The following is a 23,335-nucleotide window of genomic DNA, read 5'->3' on the forward strand; positions in this document are numbered from 1 at the left end:
GTTTATAAGTATAATCAAAGAAAATAAACCAATTCTTGACAGGCTGGAATTCAAGTCCTGTAGTAAAATTAAAGCGGTCATTTTGAGTGTCAGTATATGTTCCGCTCTGTAAATAAGGTATTAATGACAATTCTGTAAAATGACCATTCGGATCTACAGGAGATACCGTAGGGCGGAAACGCGCCAAGCTATGATAAAAACCTTCCGACAAACCTCCGTCAAGCGAAACCCCATTGACAGTTCCTTGATTAAATGGAGTTCTATTGTCCGAATGCATATATTTTGTATTGAACTTTAATTTCATCCACTTAGTAAGTTCAGAGGTAATATTTGCATTTACTGTATAACGGGTATAATCCATATCCGCATACCTCAATATACCATCTTCATTATAATAGCCTGCAGAAACATAGTATTGTGCTTTCTTATTACCGCCACTAAAGCTCAAATTGTGGCTCTGCTTGAAACTGAAATTCTTGTAATGCAAGTCAAAATAGTCTGTATTACCCAATCCCAGTTCAGAATTTTCAAAAGCTGCATTAAGAGACTGTCCTGGTTGCAATTCTGCCCACGGATTGAGACTTGAAGGGTCTCTCATATATTGTTCCAATTGAGCAATCTTCTCTGCAGAATAAGCTCTACCCCCTGCACCCGCATTAGTTACTCCATCATTCCAGAATTTTACGAAATCAAGGGAATTAACCATATCAGGCAATACTGTAGGTGTACTCCAACCTACGGTTCCCTGATAATTTGCACGCATTTTTCCTTCCTGACCCTTTTTAGTAGTAACAAGAATCACACCATATGCCGCACGCGCTCCATATATAGAACAAGCTGCCGCATCTTTTAATACTGAGATACTTTCAATATCATTCGGATTAATGTCAGAAAGAGACATTTCTACACCATCCACCAGTACATAAGGGGAAGCATTTCCTGACAAATTTCCCTGACCACGTAAGCTCAACGTTCCAGTTGCACCAGGACGTCCTGAATTACCGTTACTGACATTCAGGCCTGGCACCATACCCTGCAACCCCTGTGTGGCATCGACCACCGGACGAGTCTCAAAAGCCTCACCCTTTACAGAAGATACAGCACCGGTAAGATTTACCTTTTTCTGCACACCATAACCTACAACTACAACTTCGTCCAGCTCTTCCGCATTGCTTTTCAAAAGAATCCTAAGGTTTGTGCCATCCCATACAGTTTCAACATTTTTATAACCTACGTATGACACAACAATTACATCACCTTTTTTTACATTTTGAATCACAAAGTTACCATCCAAATCGGTGATAGTACCATTAGAAGTTCCTTTTACCAAAACCGAGGCTCCAATTACTGTTTCACCGGTTTCATCCAACACAACTCCTTTACATTCGTTTTCTTGTTGAGACACATACATTCTGACTGCCTCCGAATGGGTTTCAGCATGAATGTAACCAACGGAGAATCCTGACAATAATGTAGTTATTGCCAAGAGTTTAAACTCTGTTCTTTTCATAGTTCAATTTTAAGTTAACAATAGAATTTATTGATTTCGTTCAAAATAAATAATTTTAAAATATAAGCCCACAAAAAAACAGGTTAAATATATTTAATATTGATATTCATTTAATATTTAATGTAATATAAGTACAGATTATAAAAAACCACACGTACCCCAAATCCCAATCCCTTACAGTTTGCACGATTCAGAAACAAATCGTATCTTTGAATCAGAGTTTTAATCAAGCAAATACCTTGTATTTACCTCAAATTATCCATATCATGAAAATGAATCATTATGTAAAATGCGTAACCGCCGGCATTGTGTGTTCACTGATGTACGGCAATGTATGCGCGCAAGACACATTCGATCTGTCTTCCCAGCGCTCGGAGAAGCAAGATGTACAAGCTGTTCCCGGAAAAAAAGTAGACCACAAAGGACTTATCCTGAATCCGCAGCCTCATCGGATTGTGACGATGGCAGGAAAAACATGCGACCTGTCTCAGGGTATCAACCTGAAAGACAAGCAGGATAAATTTGCGGGTTACCTTGATTTCCTTTCCCCGAACAAGAAAGGAGTTAAACTAACCATCGATTTCGGACAGAAAGTTGCCAGTAAGGCCAATGTAAAAGCAGTGTCGGGTGCCTATGCCCTTGTTGTCAATGAAAAAGGAATCACCATCACGGGATTTGACGAACGCGGTGCTTTCTACGGCATACAAACCTTGAAGCAACTGGTGGAAAGCCCGGTTTCTTCCGGCAGTGCTCTTCCCTTTGTAGAAATAAACGATTATCCCGACCTTCCTAACCGTGGAGTCGTGGAAGGCTTCTATGGTACTCCGTGGTCGCACGAGGTACGCTTGTCGCTCATTGACTTCTACGGAAAGTTCAAGATGAATTCTTACTTATACGGTCCGAAAGACGACCCTTATCACAGCTGTCCGAACTGGCGACTGCCTTATCCGGAGAAAGAGGCGCAACACATCAAGGAGCTGGTGGATGCCTGCAACCGCAACTACGTGGATTTTGTATGGGCCATCCATCCGGGACAGGACATCAAGTGGAACGAGGAAGACTATCAGAACCTGATCAACAAGTTCAACTGGATGTACGACTTAGGAGTACGCCATTTTGCCATCTTCTTTGACGATATTTCCGGAGAGGGTACCAACCCGTTGAAGCAGACAGAACTGCTCAACCGATTGACAGAAGAGTTTGTGAAGGTGAAAGGCGATGTTTCTCCGCTTACGGTCTGCCCTACCGATTACTCCAAACTTTGGGCGAACCCGACCGAGAAAGGTAGTCTGGCCATCTACGGAAAAACGCTTAATCCTGAAATCAAGGTATTCTGGACGGGCGACGTGGTGTGCAGCGACCTGACACCCGAAACACTCGATTTCATCAACTCGCGCATCAAGCGTCCGGCTTATTACTGGTGGAACTATCCGGTAACCGACTACATCCGCAACTTCCTGCTTCAGGGTCCGGTGTACGGACTGGACACCAGTCTCACGGCTAATGAAACCTGCGGTATCGTGAGCAACCCGATGGAACACGGGGAAGCCTCCAAGCTGGCTTTATACGGAGTGGCCGATTATACCTGGAACATTGCCGACTACAATGCCATCGACAACTGGGAACGCGGACTGGCGGAACTGGTTCCGGAAGCAACCGATGCCTACCGCACCTTTGCCATCCATTCCAGTGATACCGAAAACGGATACCGCCGGGATGAGTCGTGGGAAACCCAGACTTTCCGCCTGGCTGACTGGACAGACGAAGCGGCTAACGCACTGGAAGAAGAATTCAAGAAAGTAGAAAGTGCACCGGCACGCCTGGAAAGCAGTTGCAAGAACGCGGCCCTGATTAACGAGCTCCGCCCCTGGCTGACAGAGTTCGGTAAATTAGGTACACGCGGCAAGCAGGCCATCGAACTGGCACGTATCTACCGCTCAGGTAAAGACGATGCGCTGTTCTGGGAAAAATACATACAGAATATCATGACTCCCGAAGACCGGAGAAGCTATGAGGCTCACAAATCGGGTACGCTGAAACTTCAGCCGTTCTATGAGAATGCCATGGATGATATGGCACACGAGTACCTGAAAAAACTGTCAGGCAAGGTACCGACTGACTACAGAGGTATCGGTTCTTTCAGCAGTGCGCATACCGTACAAACCAAGCTGATGTTCGACAATGATTCTACTACCTTCTATACCTCGGGAATTGCTCAGAAAGCAAACGATTGGATTGGTGTAGACCTGCGCGACGTGCGTGACGTGACAGAAATTTCGATTCTTCAGGGAAGAAATTCCAAGGATGATGTGGACTATTTCGACCATGCCATCGTAGAATGCTCGGCAGACGGAAAAACCTGGAAGGCACTGACCGGAGAACTCGACAAGCAATACATCATCCACTGGCAGGGAGCTCCGGAAAAAGCACGCTACGTACGCCTGAAACGACTGGACTCCAAACGCACCAACTATGCGTCTGTCCGCTCGTTCGACGTCAATCCGTTGCGTCCAGAAAACATGGGATTCTCACTTGAAGCAGACAGTCTGGACAAGACCATCTATGCTTTCGACAACAACCTGGCGACTTCTTACAAGAGCACTAAGACACTGACTTTCGGAGTAAAGGAAAATGTCAAGGCATATACCCTGCTCATGAACCGCCTGTCTGCCCCGTTGAAGTGCATCCAGCTGGACAAGAAGGGCAAGGTCGTGTCGGAAACCATGATTGAAACTCCTTTTGCAAGAATCGAACTGGCCAACAAGAACGTAGCTAAGATTCGCCTGGAAGGAGTTGCGGAAGTATTTGAAATTGTGGCAATTGACTAATTTGAAAACATACATAAAAAAACGCCTTTACGTTTCTTCCAAAACGCTTTGACGTTTGAAACCAAACGCAAGGGCGTTTTAGGAAAAACGCAAGGGCGTTTAAAAGCAAACGCAAGGACATTTTGAATGAAACGTCCTTGCGTTTTTTATGCCTTATTTTATTACCCGGAAATATTCCGGTTTGCGGGGTTTTGCCGGAGCCGACTCTCCGTCAGGATAACCCAAAGAAAGGGCACCGATTCCCATCAATCCTTCCGGAAGCCCCCACTCTTCCATCAGCTGCTTGCCTTCTTCCGTAGCAAACATTTCCCGTTCGCGGTGAATCCAGCAGCTGCCCAGTCCCAGCGCATGAGCGGCCAGCATCATATTTTCCAGTACGCAACTTCCGTCCTGCACCGGATTGTTGGCCAGCGAGGGCGCAAACACCAGCACGTAGGTAGGTGCATCGTAATAAGGATTCGAAGTCACTCCCATAATCTCGGCATTCATTTTTGCCAACCGGGCAAGCACTTCCTTCTTCTGCACTGCCACAATATAGGGCGACTGCATACCGCGTGAGGTCGGCGCATAAGTACCGGCTTCGAGTACGGCTTTCAACTCTTCATCCGTAATCTGCTCCGGTTTATACTTGCGGCAGCTACGGCGTGTTTCAATTACTTTCAAAAAATCATTTTCCATATTGTCACTCTTATTTTATTATTAATATTACATTCCTTTTTTATGACTTGCCCTACCGCCGTTTTTTGGGCAACAGGGTTTGTACAATAGTCTGCATGAGGTAAGTGCGAACGTCTGTATTCTCCACACATTCCAAAGGGAATCCCAGCACAAAAGTACGATAATCTTCTCCACGATAAACCGTACCGCTACCGTAATTTCCATTGGTATAGGCAAACGCAGAGTAAGCTCCTTCCACCGGCATCACACACTCCATGGACGGAACGGCATAAATGCTTTCATTAGCTCCACCCTGAATACGGAAGCTTGTACCGGCTCCCTTCACCGGAGCGGAAGAAAGGTTACTGAAACGACCTCCGTACGTGCATTTCAACACATTCTTGCCGAAATCGTCTTTCTGCAAATTCGTTCCCCACTTCGAACCGCTGACTAGCAAACAGCCTCCCTGACGGCAATAACTGGCCAGTGCTTCTCGCATGGAAGCGGAAAAGGTCTTGGCATCGGCACCGCAAATCAAATCGACCATGTCATAGTGAGTCAAATCGGTACTTCCACTTTCCAGGGTTTCATCGCTGCATGACACGAACGAATAGCGTCCGGCACGCTGAATGGCCTTGCCATGTACGAATACATAGTCACGGGTATTGCCTGCAATCAGTCTTCCTTCCAAGACATCATCACTTACTCCCAGTCCGTCGCCCGTTTCCAGTCCGGCTTTGTCGCGGTTGAATCCCTGCTGGTATCCGCAATAAGCAGGTGTCTGTCCGTCAGGAATTCCCGGATCGGCCTTCAAGTCGAACCCTTGCAACAGAGCAGAGTTGACTTCTGCCGGCCCCGATGTAGCATCGAATCCGTTGACGACAAGCAGGGTACCTTTGCTTCTTTTGGCCTTATAAGCAGACAGAATTTCGGAAGGGAAACTCTCTCCTCCCCGGTTCACAGCCGTCACCTTGAAGCTGTAGACCAGTCCCGGCTCCACTTTCACCGTATATTCCGGCTTGCGCACATACACCCCGTTATCGAATCCTCCGTAACCGATACGAGTATAGACAATGTATCCCTGCGGCTTGGCAGTGGGTTCCATCACATCTTCCACCGGATTCCAGTTCAGCGTAAAGGTATTTTTCTTCTTTCCTTCACGGATGGCAAAGTGATTCACCGGAAGCGGCTGCACCACATAGTCCGTACCGTGCATGGTAGAAAGATACTTCAGCACAGACTTATACACGGAGCGTCCCACCGTAAACTTGAAATCCGGATTATGTCCCCACTTCATATCAGCAAAATTCTGGTGTGAGAGCAGTTCCAGAATCATGGAAGGCACAGCCGGCAGACGGGTTTCACTGTAGTTCCGGTTCCACATACTTCGTCGGGCCCACTGCACACCAAAACGGGAAGAGATGTCACGCTGCAATCCGGTCAGTACCATGTCGGTCAGGTCGCGCGAAGCATAACGGGATACGCCACTGTTCAGCTTTCCGTCATTGAAATCTGTGGTATAAATGCCCAGCGAACCCACCAGTTCATCATCGGTCTTGAATCCGGCATCACTATGCAGTCCCAGTGTCATTTCAAACGGTACCTTCAATCCTTTTTCCGTCGGATTGTACACTGAACCGCCACTCAGGTAATTCACCGTCAGCGAGCGGGCATTGATGTCGTCCGTATAATCATTCTTTCCTTCACTCTTGCTGTATACCGGATAAGGCATTCCGGCCCACTGCGCCCAGTAGCGCGCTCCTTCCAGGTAACGGGGTACTCCGCTCACTTGTCCGCCCCGCACAATGTTTCCCATACCGCCACCAAAACGGACGGCATCAGCACAAACCACTCCTTTCTGGGAACTTTCGTTACTCAGCACCACCATGCCATAGTCGTTCCGGCCTTTGTCGAACTCAAAGGTACCTAAGTACACCCAGGTACTCCCTCCCATCTGCTGGTTGACCTTGAACTCCGTCACCCCGCCGTTATGGAACACCAGGTACTTGGCATCCGACACACTCTCCGGCAGGGTCTGATAACTTACGTACACTGCGTATTCCCCTTTTTCCGGAATATCAGGAATCCACTCGGCAAAGGCTTTTTCAGGCTGCCCCTGAGTAGGAATAAAGCGGGCGGTACCGTCTGTAAACGGGTTATAGTTGTCGGGATACTGCTGGTATTTTTGGGCAAAACCCGGTTTATCGGTATCTTGCCAGCGGTATTTTTTATCTTCCACTTCCAGATAATGACTGCCTTTTGTGCAGGTATTGTTGTCCACAATCACTTCATGACGTTGCCAGTCGCGCTCACGTGGCGTAAAGACTACTGCCCCGGCATTCTCCAGCATTGGAATCAGGTAAGGCACCACGAACGACTGCGTAAACAGGTCTTCCGTAGTACAGAACAGTCTGGGCCGCTGCCAGCGCCACTCATTCCGCTCGTTCCGGTACACCTTGCCATGGCTTTGCCACAAGGCTATATGCCGTCCCTCCAGTCCCCGGTTGATTTCATACGGACGTGACACATTCGTCACCCACGGATTTCCCTTCGCCTCCAATTTGCCATACAGACGCGTCTTGTCCTGTTTCTTGCGGTACGCATTGGGCACCAGGTCTTCAATGAGCTTGCCGTCGGCATACACCTGCAAGGTATAATAATTCACCGGTCCCGGTAGCGACTGCTTCAACAAACGGTAGATGGCCGACACATTTTCTTCCGTAAACGGCTGATAGCCAAAAGCCGGATTGGCATACACACGCAGCAGCTTCTTCTCATGCTCCACCTCAAAGCGTTCCAGCTTGCATTTACCGATACGGGCATACGAAGTCTCATAACTGGTAAAAAAATCTTTCAGACGTTGCTCTGTGGTCTGTTCCAGACTTTGTCCGGACACCGCCCCTGCCAGACAAAGAAAACCCAGCAGCAAAATAGCAAATTTATTCATACACATTCTATAGGGTTGCCACAAAGGTACAAAATATCACAGACTCTTGTTCATCCAAATAAAAAAAGCCGTCCGGCATCTTTCGGATACCGGACGGCCAATGCATTTATTTTCGACTGACTTTTATCAGTTGTTTTCCGGACGAAGTTTACGTACGGTTACTGCAGTCTGCCACATTTCGCTTTCACGCAATGCTTTCAATTCTGCATTCAGTTTTTCACGATAGTCAGGCTGAGAGTTGCTGTCGATAGAAATCTGAGCTTCGTTTCCTGACTTCACGCTCTGATACAATTTCTGTACAACCGGTTTGATAGCATCGTGGAACGGACCCATCCAGTCAAGTGCACCACGCTGTGCAGTAGTAGAGCAGTTAGCATACATCCAGTCCATACCGTTCTTTGCAAACAGCGGCATCAATGACTGAGTCAGTTCTTCAACTGTTTCATTGAATGCTTCCGACGGAGTATGTCCGTTTTCACGAAGTACTTCATACTGTGCCAGCAACAATCCCTGGATAGCTCCCATCAAAGAACCACGTTCACCAGTCAAGTCAGAAGTAGCTTCACGCTGGAAAGTAGTTTCAAACAAATAACCTGAACCGATACCGATACCCAATGCGATGGTACGTTCGTATGCCTTACCCGTAGCATCTTGGTAGATAGTATAAGAAGAGTTCAAGCCACGGCCTTCCAGGAACATGGTACGCAAAGAAGTACCTGAACCTTTCGGAGCTACCATGATTACATCTACATCTGTCGGAGGAACTACGCCTGTACGGTCATTCCAAGTAATGGCAAAACCGTGAGAGAAGTACAGTGCTTTTCCTGCAGTCAGACAAGGCTTGATAGTAGGCCATACAGAAATCACAGCTGCATCCGACAACAAACACATAATTATAGTAGCTTTCTGGCAAGCTTCTTCAATGCTGAACAAAGTTTCTCCCGGTACCCATCCGTCAGCCACAGCTTTGTCGTAGGTCTTACCCTGACGCTGTCCGACAATGACGTTGAAACCGTTGTCACGCAGGTTCAAAGACTGACCCGGTCCCTGTACACCGTAACCGATAACTGCAATGGTTTCATCTTTCAATACTTCACGTGCTTTTTCCAATGGAAACTCTTCGCGGGTCATTACATTTTCAATAACTCCGCCAAAATTCATTTGTGCCATAATTTTCTTACAATCTTTTTACGCAGCCTGAAGCTGCTAGTTGTTAGTATAATGTTAATCTCTAAAAATCACTTTACTCCGGACTACGACCTCCGAGCCGTTTTTCTTCACCTCTACATCGTATTCGTTTTCGCCTGTCTGCTCCCGATAGAAGCTCAAGGTATCTCCGTAATAACTTTCAGCCACATAGGCCATCTCAAACCTACGGATACGCTTTTCACGGAACATTTCCATAGGGAACAAATCCAGAATATGCTCAATGTACTTGATGCTGTTCACGTGGCCGTTCAAGTCAATGTCACTGTATTTCACCTGACATTCGCCCACCAGCTCCGGATGACTCACCTTGATGCGTCCGGGTTTGTCAATCGGACAGTCCTTCACGCATACATAGTCAACTATCGACCCACCGTGCAGTGTCAGCAAATCGGCCGGCTTGCGGGTTTCCATACTGATCATGGCCCATATCGAACGGGCATAACCAATGGCTTTTCCGTCTTTATCCAGGATGGCAAAATTTCGGTCCGTAAACAGACGGTACACATTTTCCACCCATGTCTGTATGGAGAAACTTTCGTATGCGCGAGGCATATCCTCCAGTTCAATTGCCAGTCGAGAAAGCACCCACGTGTAATGATTCTCATTCAGCGTGGCAATACCAAATCCTCTGTCGGCTGCATGAAACCCGGCGCAGTTCAGCAAATGGTTGCCCAATACGCCCATAGTCAGCCGTTCCATAAAATCCACATGAAACGGTTCGGCTACAAACCGGTAAGTTCCAACTTTACTGTCCTCTGTCATATCTCAATCTTTTTGATTCTGATACCGTTCTTCGCGGTGTGCCAGATACTCATTCACCCGTTCAAAGCAACTTGTCGAAACGGCAATACGCCCGGAGCGTACAAACTGCAACACACAGTTCAGCTGTTTCAGTTCCTGATACAACGACGTGATGTCATCACTCATTCCCACCATTTCCACGATTGAAAAAGTAGGATTCACCTCTACGATATGAGCACTGTAACGACGAATCACCTTCGAAGCTTCCGGATTGGCCTGAAACTCCGGAGTAGCAACCTTGTACATGGCTACTTCACGCTGGAAAATCTCCTTATCCGTGAAATAATGCGCCTGAATCACGTCTATCTTCTTCTCGATTTGTGTCACCACCTTATCTATCACATCTGGAGTAGTCCAGCAAGTAATGGTATATTTGTGCACTCCCTTTATGGAAGAAGCCGACACATTCAGACTTTCAATGTTTATCTGACGACGGGTAAACACAGCCGTAATCTGATTTAATATACCGGCAATGTTTTCCGAATGAACGATGATTGTATATAAAGTCTTGTTGCTATTCATAATTCACCTCCTTCTCCTCTCAACATTCCATTAACATATAGTTGACCGAACTTCCCGGAGGAGTCATCGGCAACACGTTTCCTTCTTCTACCACACAAACCTCCAACAGGAAAGGACTGTCGGTCGATAACATTTCCTGAATGCCGTCGTTCAGCTCCTCACGGCTCATCACTCTTCGTGAAGCAATTCCATAAGCCGAAGCAATCTGCATATAATCCGGATTCATCATCGGAGTAAAGGAATAACGGCGATTGAAGAACATAGCCTGCCACTGACGCACATTACCCAGGTAATTGTTGTTCATCAATATAATCTTGACCGGAGACTTCTGTTCCATCACCGTGCCCAGCTCCTGCATGGTCATCTGTAAACCTCCGTCACCCATAAAGGCACACACCGTACGGTCCGGACGACCGAATGTTGCCCCAATGGCAGCCGGAAGACAGAATCCCATGGTTCCCATACCACCGGAAGTAACGATACTGCGAGGTTTAGTGAATTTGAAGTAACGGCAAGCCATCATCTGGTTCTGACCTACATCGGTCACCAAAATCGCTTCATTATGGGTAGCTTCGCTGACTGCATTCACCACTTCACCCATATTAATCGGTCCTTCTTTCGGGAATACTTCTTTTTCGATTACCTGATTGAACTCCTTCTCCTCGTATGGCTTGAAACTTGCAATCCATTCCTCATGTTTCTGCGGCTGAATCAATTCAGTAAGTAAAGACAAGGTGCGTTTGCAGTTTCCTAATACCGGTACATCTACCGCCACATTCTTTCCGATTTCCGAAGGGTCCACATCCAAATGAATTATTTTGGCCTGTTTGGCATAGGTTTCCAGTTTTCCCGTCACACGGTCATCGAAACGCATACCTACGGCAATCAGCACATCACATTCGTTGGTCTTCACATTCGGGCCTAAATTACCGTGCATACCCAGCATACCTTTATTCAAGCGATGATTGCTTGGCAAAGCCGACAAACCCAGCAAGGTACATCCACACGGGATGTCTGCCTTTTCTACAAAATTTTGCAACTCTTTCTGAGCATTACCCAATTCTACTCCCTGGCCAACCAGCACCAACGGACGTTTGGCTGCATTGATTAAGGCAACCGCCTCAGCTACTGCCGTAGAATCAGTTTCAGGATCCGGGTCATAACTGCGAATGAAATCGACGTTTACCGGCTCATAATCCGTCATGTCCACCTGCGCATTCTTGGCAAAGTCGAGTACCACCGGTCCCGGACGTCCACTACGTGCGATATAGAACGCACGAGCCACTGCCCAAGCCACATCCTCCGCACGGCGAATCTGATAGTTCCATTTGGAAATCGGCTGCGTCACACCCACCAGGTCAACTTCCTGAAAGGCATCCGTACCCAGCAATCCGGCTCCCACCTGACCGGCAATCACCACAATCGGTGTACTGTCAATCATGGCATCGGCTATTCCTGTAATGGTATTGGTAGCCCCCGGACCACTTGTCACCAGGCAAACACCCACTTCTCCCGATACACGGGCAAAACCTTGAGCTGCATGTGCAGCCCCTTGTTCATGACGAACCAGAATGTGATTCAATCTGTCGCGATGGTCATACAACGCATCAAATACCGGCATGATAGCTCCTCCCGGATAGCCGAAAAGCGTCTTCACGCCTTCATGCTCCAAAGAGCGCATCAATGCTTCCGAACCTGATATTTTTTCTTTACTCATAAGCCTCTCTTTATTCTACGATTCTCACTCCACCTTTATCTGCTGAACTCACCATGCTGGCGTATGCCTTCAGTGCCTTCGAAACTTTCCGGTCGCGTGTCACCGGTGTCATCGGACGCTGAGCCAGTTCTTCATCCGAGAGCTTCACATTGATAGAGCGGTTAGGAATATCTATTTCAATGATGTCACCATCTACAATCTTACCGATGTTACCTCCGGCAGCTGCTTCCGGAGAAATATGTCCGATACTCAGTCCGGAAGTTCCTCCACTGAAACGTCCGTCGGTAATCAGCGCACATTCTTTACCCAAATGTTTGGATTTAATATAAGAGGTAGGATACAGCATCTCCTGCATACCCGGACCACCTTTCGGACCTTCGTGAGTAATGACTACTACATCGCCGCTCACAACCTTACCTCCCAAGATTCCCTCACAGGCAGCTTCCTGTGAATCGAACACCTTGGCCGGTCCGGAGAACTTCCAGATGCTTTCATCCACTCCGGCTGTTTTTACCACACAGCCATCCTGTGCGATGTTTCCTTTCAATACAGCCAAGCCACCATCCTTGCTGTACGCATGCTGCAAGTCGCGGATGCATCCGTTGGCACGGTCGGTATCCAGTTCCTTATAAGTGGCATTCTGTGCGCCTAACTGAATACAGAACTTTCCGCCCGGTGCACTTGAATAAATGCGCTGTGCTTCTGCATCGACTTCCGGTACACAAACAGCATATTTTGCAATAGCTTCCGCCAGTGTCGTACCGTCTACACGGCGAACCGTAGTATCCAGCAATCCGCCTTTGGCCAGTTCACCCAGAATATTCAGGATACCTCCAGCACGGTTCACATCCTGAATATGGTACATCTGTGTATTGGGAGCCACCTTGCAAAGACAAGGCACCCGGCGTGACAACATATCAATGTCGTCCATCTTGAAATCCACCTCCGCTTCGTGAGCCACAGCCAGCAGGTGAAGCACCGTATTGGTAGAACCACCCATGGCAATGTCGAGCGTCATGGCGTTCAGGAAAGCCTGACGAGTGGCGATACTGCGTGGCAGCACACTGTCGTCTCCTTCCTCATAATATTTATAAGCATTCTTTACAATCAATGCGGCTGCATCCTTAAACAACTGCTTACGGTTGGCATGAGTTGCCAAGATGGTACCATTTCCCGGAAGTGCCAGACCGATAGCCTCATTCAGGCAGTTCATAGAGTTGGCAGTAAACATACCCGAGCAGCTTCCGCATCCCGGACAAGCATGACGTTCAATTTCAGCTACGTCTTCATCGCTCACCGTCGAATCGGCCGACTTAATCATGGCATCAATCAAATCCAGATGCTGTCCGCCCCACTCTCCGGCCTCCATCGGCCCGCCAGACACGAACACAGTAGGAATATTCAGACGCATGGACGCAATCAGCATCCCCGGGGTAATTTTGTCACAGTTGGAGATACATACCATCGCATCTGCCTTGTGTGCATTCACCATATATTCTATGCTGTCGGCGATGATGTCGCGCGAAGGCAAAGAATACAACATTCCGTCATGCCCCATCGCGATTCCGTCGTCGATGGCAATGGTATTAAATTCAGCCGCAAAGCATCCCAGCTTCTCAATTTCAGCCTTGACCTGCTGACCGATTTCATGCAGGTGAGTATGCCCCGGTACAAATTGTGTAAAAGAATTCACGATGGCGATAATCGGCTTTCCCATCATTTCCTTTTTCATTCCATTGGCCACCCACAACGCTCTGGCACCTGCCATGCGGCGACCTTCCGTGCTCATCGAACTACGTAACTGATGTTTCATTTTCCTCACTCTTTAATTAAAAAGCCTCTCTCATCGTCTGGTGAGAAAGGCTTTCCATATTATCACAACTGCATGATTACATACACGAAACCTTCTCACCTCTTGATGCCACGACCACGACGCGAATAATATGCAGGACTGCCAGGTTTACCAATGTATTCAGTGTAATCATATCTGTCTCTTCTCGTTTTTTGTTTACAGATGCAAAGGTAAAGGGTTTTTTGTAACATGCAAATAAAATGACACTTTTTTTTCGAATAAATTATTATTCGTAAGAAACAATACATTCTTTGTTGTCAGTTTATCACCTCCATTATTTCTATATACTATACATATTCCTACTGCTTCTCCCCCTACAAACCTCCACGCTTTCAACTTTTCTCCTCCTACAGAAAGACCTTTTTCAACATTCATTTATTTAAGAACTCCTCTCAATATACATTATTTTATTTCATTTAAAGAAACCAATTCTTATTCTTTTTTTAATATCTGCGCGTTTTTTAGAAAAAACATTTGTATATTGATGTTTTTTTATATCTTTGCCACCAATTAAAATTCAACTTTAAAAACAACTAAAGCTATGAAACTTTTTGGAAAAATGATTGTTGGTGCTTGCACCGTTTTAACCTTAACTTGTACACCTGCTCAATTGCTTGCTCAAAGCCTTTCACCTTCCACTCAGTGGGAATGGAACAAAGGTACCATCGTTATAAAATCTCCAGAACGCCCTGCAGGTCAGGAATCCGTAATCGGTTTGACTGTACCTAAAATGAACGTTGTACGTGTAGGTTTCGTAGGACTGGGAATGCGTGGTCCGGGAGCTGTGGAACGTTTCACTCACATTGCCGGAACTAAAATCGTAGCTTTGTGCGACTATGAAAAAGAACGTGCAGAAAGATGTCAGAAATACCTTCAGAAAGCTTGTCTGCCCGAAGCTGCAGTATATTCAGGCGCAGAAGGATATAAAGCACTCTGCGAACGCGAAGACATTGACCTGGTATACATTGCAGCCGACTGGGATCACCACTTCCCGATTGCCAAATATGCCATGGAACATGGAAAGAACGTAGCCATCGAAGTTCCGTCGGCTATGAATCTGGAACAGTGCTGGGAACTTATCAACCTGTCTGAAACCACTCGCAAGCACTGTATGATTCTGGAAAACTGCTGCTATGACTGGTTCGAAATGAACACCCTGAACATGGCACAGCAGGGAGTATTCGGAGAAGTACTTCGCGCACAAGGAGCTTACATCCACAACCTGGATGATTTCTGGCCTTACTACTGGAAAAACGGAAAAGAAGACAAACTGGGATGGCGCTTGCGTTACAACAAAGAAAACCGTGGCGACGTATACGCTACTCACGGCCTTGGCCCTGTAGCTCAGGCATTGAATATTCACCGTGGTGACCGTATGACTACCCTGGTAGCAATGGATACAAAATCGGTACACGGAAAAGCATTGGTAGAAAAAGCAACCGGCGAACCTTGCGATGAATTCCGTAACGGTGACCACACTACTACACTTATCCGTACAGAAAACGGTAAAGTAATCGAAATCCAGCACAACGTAATGAATCCTCAGCCTTACAACCGTCTGTATCAGCTGACAGGAACAAAAGGATTCGCTAATAAATATCCGGTAGAAGGCTATGCCGTAGACGCTGCTCAGATGAAAGCTTCTGGCGTACAGCCGAAAGTAGACAACCTGAGTTCTCACTCATTCCTTCCGGAAAAAGAAATGGAAGCACTGGTCAACAAATACCAGCATCCTATCTTGAAGAAATACGGTGAAATGGCAAAAGAAGTAGGTGGACACGGTGGTATGGACTTCATCATGGACAGCCGTATGGTATACTGTCTGCAGAACGGTCTGCCATTGGATATGGACGTATACGACTTGGCTGAATGGTGTGCATTGGCCGAACTGGGAGCCATCTCTATGGACAACGGATGTGCAGCTGTAGCATTCCCCGACTTTACTCGCGGACACTGGAACGACGTGAAAGGCTTCCACCATGCATTTGCTACTCCGGAAGATGAAACTGCTGCCGAACTGGCTGCTGAAACTGCTACCCTTTCACTCAAAGCACAGGGTATGAAAGAATGGTTGGCAAAATCAAAGAAAGCTGAAGTATCAAAAGAAGAAGCTGAAGCACGCGTAAAACAACTTTCTACTCAGTTGGAAAAGACACAGAAGAAAGCTAACGGTGCTGAAAGCAAGGAACTGAAAAATGCCGTAAAACAAGCAGAAAAGATGCTGAAACAAGCTCAGAAAATGCTGAAATAATCATATTTTACCAAAGGTATTAGTTCCTATATACCTAAAACTAAAGGCCGGTCTCAATTTTGAGAATCCGGCCTTTTTCTTGTATATCCTCCTATAATACAATAGCTTTATTTAAGTCTACACTCGACCTTTACTATATACATTAACCGAAAAGCTTATTTTACCAGCTGAAATACATCCGCTGCTACTCTGCCAACCAGTCTGCTATCGTACCTGTTTCAGATGAGAACACCACTCCTATTTTATAGAGTTTACGTTGGTCTGCTTCATACTCCCGCGCATAGTCTTTTTCATTTATCTGACGTAAGGCTTCTTCGGCTGTTCCATCCAGTTTAAACTCGAATATATAAACAAAGTTTGGAGTTTCCACATTTTTTCTTCCATAGGAAAGCACACTTGTGTTCAGACTGGAACGCACTTGCGTTCAAGGTAAAACTCCTTTGCGTTTCAGATTAAATGCCTTTGCGTTTGAAGTAAAACGTACTTGCGTTTTCTTCCAAACTACAAAGTTTTTTAAGGGGTACATTTTCTTTCTAAAACAACAAAAAAAGAATGTCATTCCCGAAGCAAGAAAGACTCCTGAAAGCCTTTGCGGGAATGACATTCCTTATTTCAATTTATCTTTGGCGGCGCACTCACACGCCCGTCATCTTAAATACCCAAAGATTTCTTCACTGCATCTACTTTTTCTTTTGCATCAGCTACGGCACCTGCATAGCACTTCGGACAGTGCATTTCGCCCTTGATTTCCATGTAGAACTTAATCTTAGGTTCTGTTCCAGAAGGACGTACAGAAACTTTTGTACCGTCGGCTGTAAAGAACTGAAGTACGTTTGATGTTTCCGGCATATCCAGGTCTGTAGCTTTCCCAGTATTGTCGGTAGCCTTCAACGTCTTATAGTCTTTCACCAGTACTACTTCCGAACCACCTAATTCTTTCGGCGGGCATGCACGGAAGTTGTCCATCATGGCCTTGATTTCGTCAGCACCTGTCTTACCCGGTTTCACTACGTTGACTGTTACTTCCAGTGAGAAGCCGTATTCTACGTAGATTTCCATCAGCACGTCATACAAGGTCTTGCCCTGATCTTTAGCCCATGCACAGATTTCAGCCAGCAATGAACATGCAGAAACGGCATCTTTATCACGTACGAAGTCTTCTGCCAAGAATCCGTAGCTTTCTTCACCACCACCGATGTATTGTTCCTGACCTTCGCGCAGACGGATTTCACGGGCAATCCATTTGAAGCCGGTGTAGCAGTCAAGCATCTTGATGTGGTTCTTGTCGGCTACCTTCTTAATCAGTTCCGTAGTAACGATGGTCTTCACGATGAATTCATTGCCTTTCATCTTGCCCATAGCGATACGGTTCTTGATGATGTAGTACAAGAAAATCAAGCAAGTCTGGTTACCGTTAATCAATACCCATTCGCCCTTGCTGTCCTTGCAAGCCATACCTACACGGTCAGCATCCGGGTCGGAAGCCATCACGATGTCGGCATCGATTTCTTTTGCCAGCTTGATGGCCAATGTCAGTGCTTCTGCATTTTCCGGGTTCGGAGATACCACTGTAGGGAAGTCACCGCTCTTCACCATCTGTTCGGCTACGCAATGTACGTTTTCAAAGCCCCACAATTTGAGTGACTGAGGAATCAGTGTCATTCCGGTACCGTGAATCGGAGTATACACAATCTTCAGGTCTTTCTGACGCTGGATTACTTCCGGGTCGATAGACAGTGTGTGTACCTGACGCAGGTATTCGTCGTCAATTTCCTTGCCAACAATCTGAATCAGTTCTTTATTGCCCTGGAACTTGATTTCGCTTACGCTGGTAATCTTGTTCACTTCGTCGATGATACCCTTATCGTGCGGAGCCAGCACCTGTGCACCGTCTTCCCAGTATGCCTTGTAACCGTTGTATTCTTTCGGGTTGTGAGAAGCAGTGATATTGATACCGCTCTGGCAGCCCAGGTGACGGATGGCAAATGACATTTCCGGAGTAGGACGCATATCTTCGAACAAATATACCTTGATGCCGTTAGCAGTAAAGATGTCGGCAGAAATTTCTGCAAACTTGCGGCTGTTGTTACGGCAGTCGTGACCTACCACTACTGAAATGTCATTCTTTCCGGCAAAGCATTTGTTCAGGTAGTTAGCTAAGCCCTGGGTGGCAGCACCTACCGTATAGATGTTCATTCTATTGGAACCGGCTCCCATGATACCACGCAAACCACCTGTTCCGAATTCCAGGTCTTTGTAAAACGCATCAATCAAATCGGTCTTATCCGGATTTTCAAGCATGGCTTTTACTTCGGCCTGTGTTTCGGCATCGTATGCTGCGGTCAACCACGTTTGAGCCTTCTCTGTACACTGTTTAATTAATTCATTGTTTTCCATGATTATAATGTTTAATAAATAATAAATCGTTCCATAAGAGAGACAAAAATAAAAGATTCAAAGAAATTATCCTAATAAAAGCCTTCGTATTTTTTAGAGTCATTCCAAAAAGATTGTAGCTTCAGGATTTCTTAATATCTTTGTAACCGCTTAACAAATACGAAAAAATGAGACAAAAAATGATACTGGCACTGGCTTTGGGAGGAATGCTGTCTGCACATGCCCAGCACGTCCAGGAGAGCAACTTCTGCTCTCCTTTTGATTTTCCGATTCTGCTCAGTGCCAATTTTGGAGAACTTCGCCCGAACCATTTTCACAACGGACTGGACATCAAGACACAAGGAGTTACGGGAAAACCGATTCACTGCATTGCCGACGGTCATGTGTCGCGCGTGGCAGTGCTGCACGGAGGATACGGACAGGTCATTTACGTGACGCATCCCAACGGACTGACTTCGGTATATGGACACGTGATTTCCTTCGCAAAAAACATACAGGCTTGCGTACGTCAATATCAGTATGCGCATGAAACGTTTGTGTGCGACCTGAAATTCCAGCCCGGACAATTCCCGGTGAAGAAGGGAGACATCATTGCCCTGAGCGGCAACGAAGGGGCTTCGGCCGGACCTCACCTGCACCTGGAGCTGCGACGCACCGAAACGGGGGAATATATTGACCCGATGCCGTATTTCAAACATCTGCTGAAAGACAGCAAGGCACCTGTAGGCAGTCTCATCGGTATTTATCCCATACAGGGAAAAGGGGTGGTCAACGGGTCCAGCCATAAGAAACTCCTCGCCATCGGCAACCTGAAACAGCCTATACACGCATGGGGAGAGATTTATACCGGCATCAGCGCCAAGGATTACATGGACGGTACGTCGAATTTCTACGGGGTACACTCGGTTACACTATATGTAGACTCCGTGCAGGTGTTCAACAGCACGACCGACAAGGTACTACCCGATGAAAACCGGATGATCAACGGCTTTACCGACTATGAGGAACTGACCCGCACTCGCCGGCTCATCATGCGTTCCTACAAGCTTCCGGGCAACCGGCTGCGACTGCTGCACACCAATGAGAACCGGGGGGCTGTGACCATCGACGAGGAAAGGGATTATCACTTCCGGTATGTACTGGAAGACAATTTCGGGAACCGCAGGACCTATCAATTTATCGTAAAAGGTAAACGGCAGGATATTCCTGAATACAAGCCGGAAGCCAATGAAATGCTTTACTGGAACCAAACCAACGTCATTCAGAAACCGGGTATGGAACTGGTGGTGCCACGCTATTATGTGTACGAGGATGTGCCGCTCCGTACGGACATGCGGGGAGACAGTTCACGTATCGCCTTTGATTACATACTGGATGCCGGACGGACACCCATCCACAGCTACTGCGACTTGTCCATCGGCCTGCGCCACATGCCCGTGGCCGACACCACGAAATACTACATCGTGCAGAAAGCCGGAAAATGGCGAAGCTCCATGGGAGGAAAATACGCCAGCGGATGGATAAAGACGCGCGTACGCTCACTCGGCACCTTCTCTGTGGACGTGGATACCATTGCCCCGCAAATCACTCCTATCGGTCAGGGCGGATGGCGCACCAGCCGAAATATCCGTTTCCGGATAAAGGATATGGAATCGGGCATCGGAAGCTACAAGGTATACATCGACGGCAAGTTCGTATTGTTTGGCCTAAAAAAAGGCATTTTAGTGATTCAGGACCCGGAGAAAGTAAAGAAAGGGGTACCGCACAAACTGGAAGTGACGGTGACCGACCAATGCGGAAATATGGCACGCAAGGAATACAAATTTTAAAACCGCCTTTTATTTTTAAATCATAAAAAACAATCTGTTCGTATGAAAATGAAAAGATTACTGCTGGCTGTCCTTCTGCTGACAGCATACATGGCCAACGGATGGGCATGTACAAACTTCATCGTAGGAAAGAAGGCTTCGGCCGACGGTTCCGTCATTGTTTCTTACTCTGCCGATTCTTACGGTATGTTCGGCTATCTGTGCCATTTCCCGGCTGCACAGCATGCTCCGGGCACCATGCGCGACATCTACGACTGGGATTCGGGCAAATACCTCGGTAAAATCAAGGAAGCCAAACAGACGTACAATGTCATCGGCAACATGAACGAATTTCAGGTTACTATCGGAGAAACCACTTTCGGCGGACGTCCGGAACTGGTGGACAGCACCGGCATCATGGACTACGGAAGCCTGATTTACGTGGCACTGCAACGTTCACGCACTGCCAAGGAGGCTATCAAGGTGATGACTGACTTAGTGAAGGAATACGGTTACTACAGCAGCGGTGAGTCTTTCTCCATTGCCGACCCGAACGAAGCATGGATTATGGAAATGATTGGTAAGGGACCGGGCGTGAAAGGAGCCGTATGGGTGGCTGTACGCATTCCGGACGACTGCATTGCCGCACATGCCAACCAGAGCCGCATCCATAAATTTGACATGAACGACAAGGAAAACTGTCTGTACTCGCCCGATGTCATTTCATTTGCCCGCGAAAAAGGTTATTTCAGTGGGGTAAACAAAGATTTCAGCTTTGCCGATGCCTATTGCCCACTCGACTTCAGCGGCTTGCGTTTCTGCGAAGCACGTGTATGGAGTTTCTACAACATGTTCAGCAAATCAACCGGACAGTCTTACCTTTCTTACATTCAAGGTGACAGCAAGGAACCGATGCCTTTGTACGTAAAGCCCGACAACAAGGTTTCCGTACGCGACATCCAGCACGCCATGCGTGACCACTACGAAGGTACGGCCCTCGACATTACAAAAGACATGGGAGCCGGCTGCTTCCAGATGCCTTACCGTCTGTCTCCGCTGACGTTCAAGGTTGACGGTCAGGAATATTTCAACGAACGCCCCATCTCTACTCAGCAGAGTGCGTTCGTATTCGTATCGCAGATGCGCTCTACCCTGCCCGACGCCATCGGGGGTGTGCTCTGGTTCGGACTGGACGATGCCAACATGACGGTGTTCACTCCGGTGTACTGCAACACCGACAAGGTGCCTTATCCGTATCAGCAGGAGAACGGTGACTGCGTGACTTTCTCATGGGATTCTGCTTTCTGGATTTACAACTGGGTGGCCGACATGATTCGTCCACGCTACAACCTGATGGTGGAAGACATGCGTACCGTACAGAATGCACTGGAAGATACCTATGCACAATCGCAGGAAGGCATTGAAAGTGCAGCCCTGAAACTGTATCAGCAGAATCCGGCCAAGGCTAAAGAATACCTGACCAACTATACCCACATGACGGCTCAGACCGCCGTAGACAGCTGGAAGAAGTTGGGAGAATTTTTGATTGTACGCTACAACGACGGTGCGGTAAAACGCATGCAGAACGGACAGCTGCAACGTCCGGAAACAGGAAACACGGCTCCGCTGGACCGTCCGGGATACAGCAAGGAATTCTTGCAGGAACTGGTAAAAGCAACCGGCGAACGCTATAAAATGAAAGAGCTGAAGTAGGATATTTTTCTGCTGCTTTCTCATTCTACAATCAAAAGTTATGATTATTTTTGCAAAAAATAAAGCATATAAGCGAATCAGAACAAGCTAAATGATAGAGAAACATATTGTACTCGAAGATATCGACCCGGTAATCTTCTACGGCCCCAACAACGCCCACATACAAATGATCAAGGCCCTGTTCCCGAAACTGAGAATAGTGGCACGCGGCAATGTCATCAAGGTCATGGGAGATGAGGAGGAAATGTGTGCCTTCGAAGAAGCCGTTCTTGCACTGGAAAAATATTGCGTGCAATATAACTCGCTCAATGAGGAAACGATTCTCGACATCGTAAAAGGCAATGCGCCTAAAACGGAAAAGGCGGGAAACGCCATCGTGTTCAGCGTGACGGGTAAGCCCATCATCCCCAGAAGCGAGAACCAGCTGAAACTGGTGCAGGAGTTTGAGAAGAATGACATGATTTTTGCCATCGGTCCCGCCGGTTCGGGTAAGACCTATACCGCCATTGCACTGGCAGTACGGGCGCTGAAGAACAAGGAAATCAAAAAAATCATCTTGAGCCGCCCTGCCGTGGAAGCGGGCGAGAAATTGGGTTTCCTGCCGGGCGACATGAAGGATAAAATCGATCCTTACCTGCAACCGCTGTACGATGCCTTGCAGGACATGATTCCGGCTGCCAAGTTGAAGGAATACATGGAGCTGAATGTCATCCAGATTGCCCCGCTGGCCTTCATGCGTGGACGTACGCTGAATGATGCCGTAGTTATTCTGGACGAAGCCCAGAACACGACTACCCAGCAAATCAAGATGTTTCTTACCCGTATGGGTATGAACACCAAAATGATTGTCACGGGAGATATGACACAGATTGACCTTCCCGCTTCGCAGACTTCCGGACTCGTGCAAGCCATCAAGATTCTGAAGGGTGTAAAAGGCATCAGCTTCATCGAACTGAACAAGAAAGACATCGTACGCCATAAACTGGTGACACGCATCGTGGAAGCTTACGAAAAATTCGAGGAAAAAGAGAAAGCAGAAAGAAAAACTACGCGTACGGCTAAAGAACCGGAAAAAACGCCGCAGGCATAAACCATAAATGAATTCTATTCATTACTAAACATA

The 23,335-nt window shown here is 47.1% G+C and carries 15 protein-coding genes and 1 pseudogene; 5 read left to right on the forward strand and 11 right to left on the reverse strand.

The features are described 5' to 3' along the window. A partial coding sequence (locus tag WKT20_RS10470; RefSeq protein ID WP_340417342.1) for a SusC/RagA family TonB-linked outer membrane protein occupies nt 1-1,411 on the reverse strand: 1,411 nt, incomplete at its 3' end. A gap of 365 nt (nt 1,412-1,776) precedes the next feature. On the opposite strand from WKT20_RS10470, the gene WKT20_RS10475 reads away from it, so the two are divergent. After that, entirely contained in the window at nt 1,777-4,338 is a 2,562-nt protein-coding gene (locus tag WKT20_RS10475) for a beta-N-acetylglucosaminidase domain-containing protein (RefSeq protein WP_340417335.1), read from the forward strand. 153 nt (nt 4,339-4,491) lie between these two features. Here WKT20_RS10475 and WKT20_RS10480 read toward each other — a convergent pair whose 3' ends face one another. From WKT20_RS10480 to WKT20_RS10515, 8 genes are all read right to left on the reverse strand, one after another. Continuing rightward, a complete protein-coding gene (locus WKT20_RS10480) occupies nt 4,492-5,016 on the reverse strand; it encodes a nitroreductase family protein (protein ID WP_118028291.1) in 525 nt (174 codons plus the stop codon). A 52-nt stretch (nt 5,017-5,068) separates the two neighbouring features. Continuing rightward, nucleotides 5,069-7,942: a golvesin C-terminal-like domain-containing protein gene (locus WKT20_RS10485; protein WP_340417336.1), complete on the reverse strand. Its 2,874-nt coding sequence runs from the start codon at nt 7,940-7,942 to the stop codon at nt 5,069-5,071. Between the two features lie 126 nt (nt 7,943-8,068). After that, on the reverse strand, nt 8,069-9,112 hold the full coding sequence (gene ilvC / locus WKT20_RS10490) for a ketol-acid reductoisomerase (protein ID WP_340417337.1): 1,044 nt from the start codon (nt 9,110-9,112) through the stop codon (nt 8,069-8,071). Nucleotides 9,113-9,166: 54 nt separating this feature from the next. After that, complete coding sequence (locus WKT20_RS10495) at nt 9,167-9,913, reverse strand: acyl-[acyl-carrier-protein] thioesterase (RefSeq protein WP_007562576.1); 747 nt, start codon at nt 9,911-9,913, stop codon at nt 9,167-9,169. A 3-nt stretch (nt 9,914-9,916) separates the two neighbouring features. Beyond that, nucleotides 9,917-10,474, reverse strand: a complete 558-nt coding sequence (gene ilvN, locus WKT20_RS10500) for an acetolactate synthase small subunit (RefSeq protein WP_007562574.1) — start codon at nt 10,472-10,474, stop codon at nt 9,917-9,919. Nucleotides 10,475-10,493: 19 nt separating this feature from the next. After that, the gene (gene ilvB / locus WKT20_RS10505) at nt 10,494-12,191 is read right to left on the reverse strand and encodes a biosynthetic-type acetolactate synthase large subunit (protein ID WP_340417338.1); all 1,698 of its coding nucleotides are present in this window, start codon (nt 12,189-12,191) and stop codon (nt 10,494-10,496) included. A 10-nt stretch (nt 12,192-12,201) separates the two neighbouring features. Beyond that, nucleotides 12,202-14,004 carry a dihydroxy-acid dehydratase gene (ilvD, locus tag WKT20_RS10510; protein WP_118166030.1) on the reverse strand — a complete coding sequence of 601 codons (1,803 nt, stop codon included), beginning with the start codon at nt 14,002-14,004 and terminating at the stop codon, nt 12,202-12,204. A gap of 195 nt (nt 14,005-14,199) precedes the next feature. Further along, nucleotides 14,200-14,418 (reverse strand): hypothetical protein, encoded by a 219-nt coding sequence (locus WKT20_RS10515; protein ID WP_117702898.1) that lies wholly within the window; start codon nt 14,416-14,418, stop codon nt 14,200-14,202. Nucleotides 14,419-14,584: 166 nt separating this feature from the next. On the opposite strand from WKT20_RS10515, the gene WKT20_RS10520 reads away from it, so the two are divergent. Further along, a complete protein-coding gene (locus WKT20_RS10520) occupies nt 14,585-16,294 on the forward strand; it encodes a Gfo/Idh/MocA family oxidoreductase (RefSeq protein WP_445323278.1) in 1,710 nt (569 codons plus the stop codon). Nucleotides 16,295-16,478: 184 nt separating this feature from the next. On the opposite strand, the pseudogene WKT20_RS10525 reads toward WKT20_RS10520, so the two are convergent. Together WKT20_RS10525 and WKT20_RS10530 are read right to left on the reverse strand one after the other, a co-directional pair. After that, nucleotides 16,479-16,688 (reverse strand): annotated as a pseudogene (locus WKT20_RS10525) (PD-(D/E)XK nuclease domain-containing protein); the annotation flags it as partial. 257 nt (nt 16,689-16,945) lie between these two features. After that, the gene (locus WKT20_RS10530) at nt 16,946-18,691 is read right to left on the reverse strand and encodes a phospho-sugar mutase (protein ID WP_304195689.1); all 1,746 of its coding nucleotides are present in this window, start codon (nt 18,689-18,691) and stop codon (nt 16,946-16,948) included. Between the two features lie 167 nt (nt 18,692-18,858). On the opposite strand from WKT20_RS10530, the gene WKT20_RS10535 reads away from it, so the two are divergent. The 3 genes from WKT20_RS10535 to WKT20_RS10545 all read left to right on the forward strand — a co-directional run bounded on the left by WKT20_RS10535 (nt 18,859) and on the right by WKT20_RS10545 (nt 23,302). Beyond that, nucleotides 18,859-20,520 (forward strand): M23 family metallopeptidase, encoded by a 1,662-nt coding sequence (locus tag WKT20_RS10535; protein ID WP_340417339.1) that lies wholly within the window; start codon nt 18,859-18,861, stop codon nt 20,518-20,520. 42 nt (nt 20,521-20,562) lie between these two features. Beyond that, entirely contained in the window at nt 20,563-22,212 is a 1,650-nt protein-coding gene (locus tag WKT20_RS10540) for a C69 family dipeptidase (protein ID WP_303239840.1), read from the forward strand. Nucleotides 22,213-22,303: 91 nt separating this feature from the next. Further along, on the forward strand, nt 22,304-23,302 hold the full coding sequence (locus WKT20_RS10545) for a PhoH family protein (RefSeq protein ID WP_007562399.1): 999 nt from the start codon (nt 22,304-22,306) through the stop codon (nt 23,300-23,302). The last annotated feature ends 33 nt before the right edge of the window (nt 23,303-23,335 follow it).

This window comes from Phocaeicola sp. ICN-14070 (assembly GCF_037892625.1).
Taxonomy (GTDB): domain Bacteria; phylum Bacteroidota; class Bacteroidia; order Bacteroidales; family Bacteroidaceae; genus Phocaeicola; species Phocaeicola plebeius.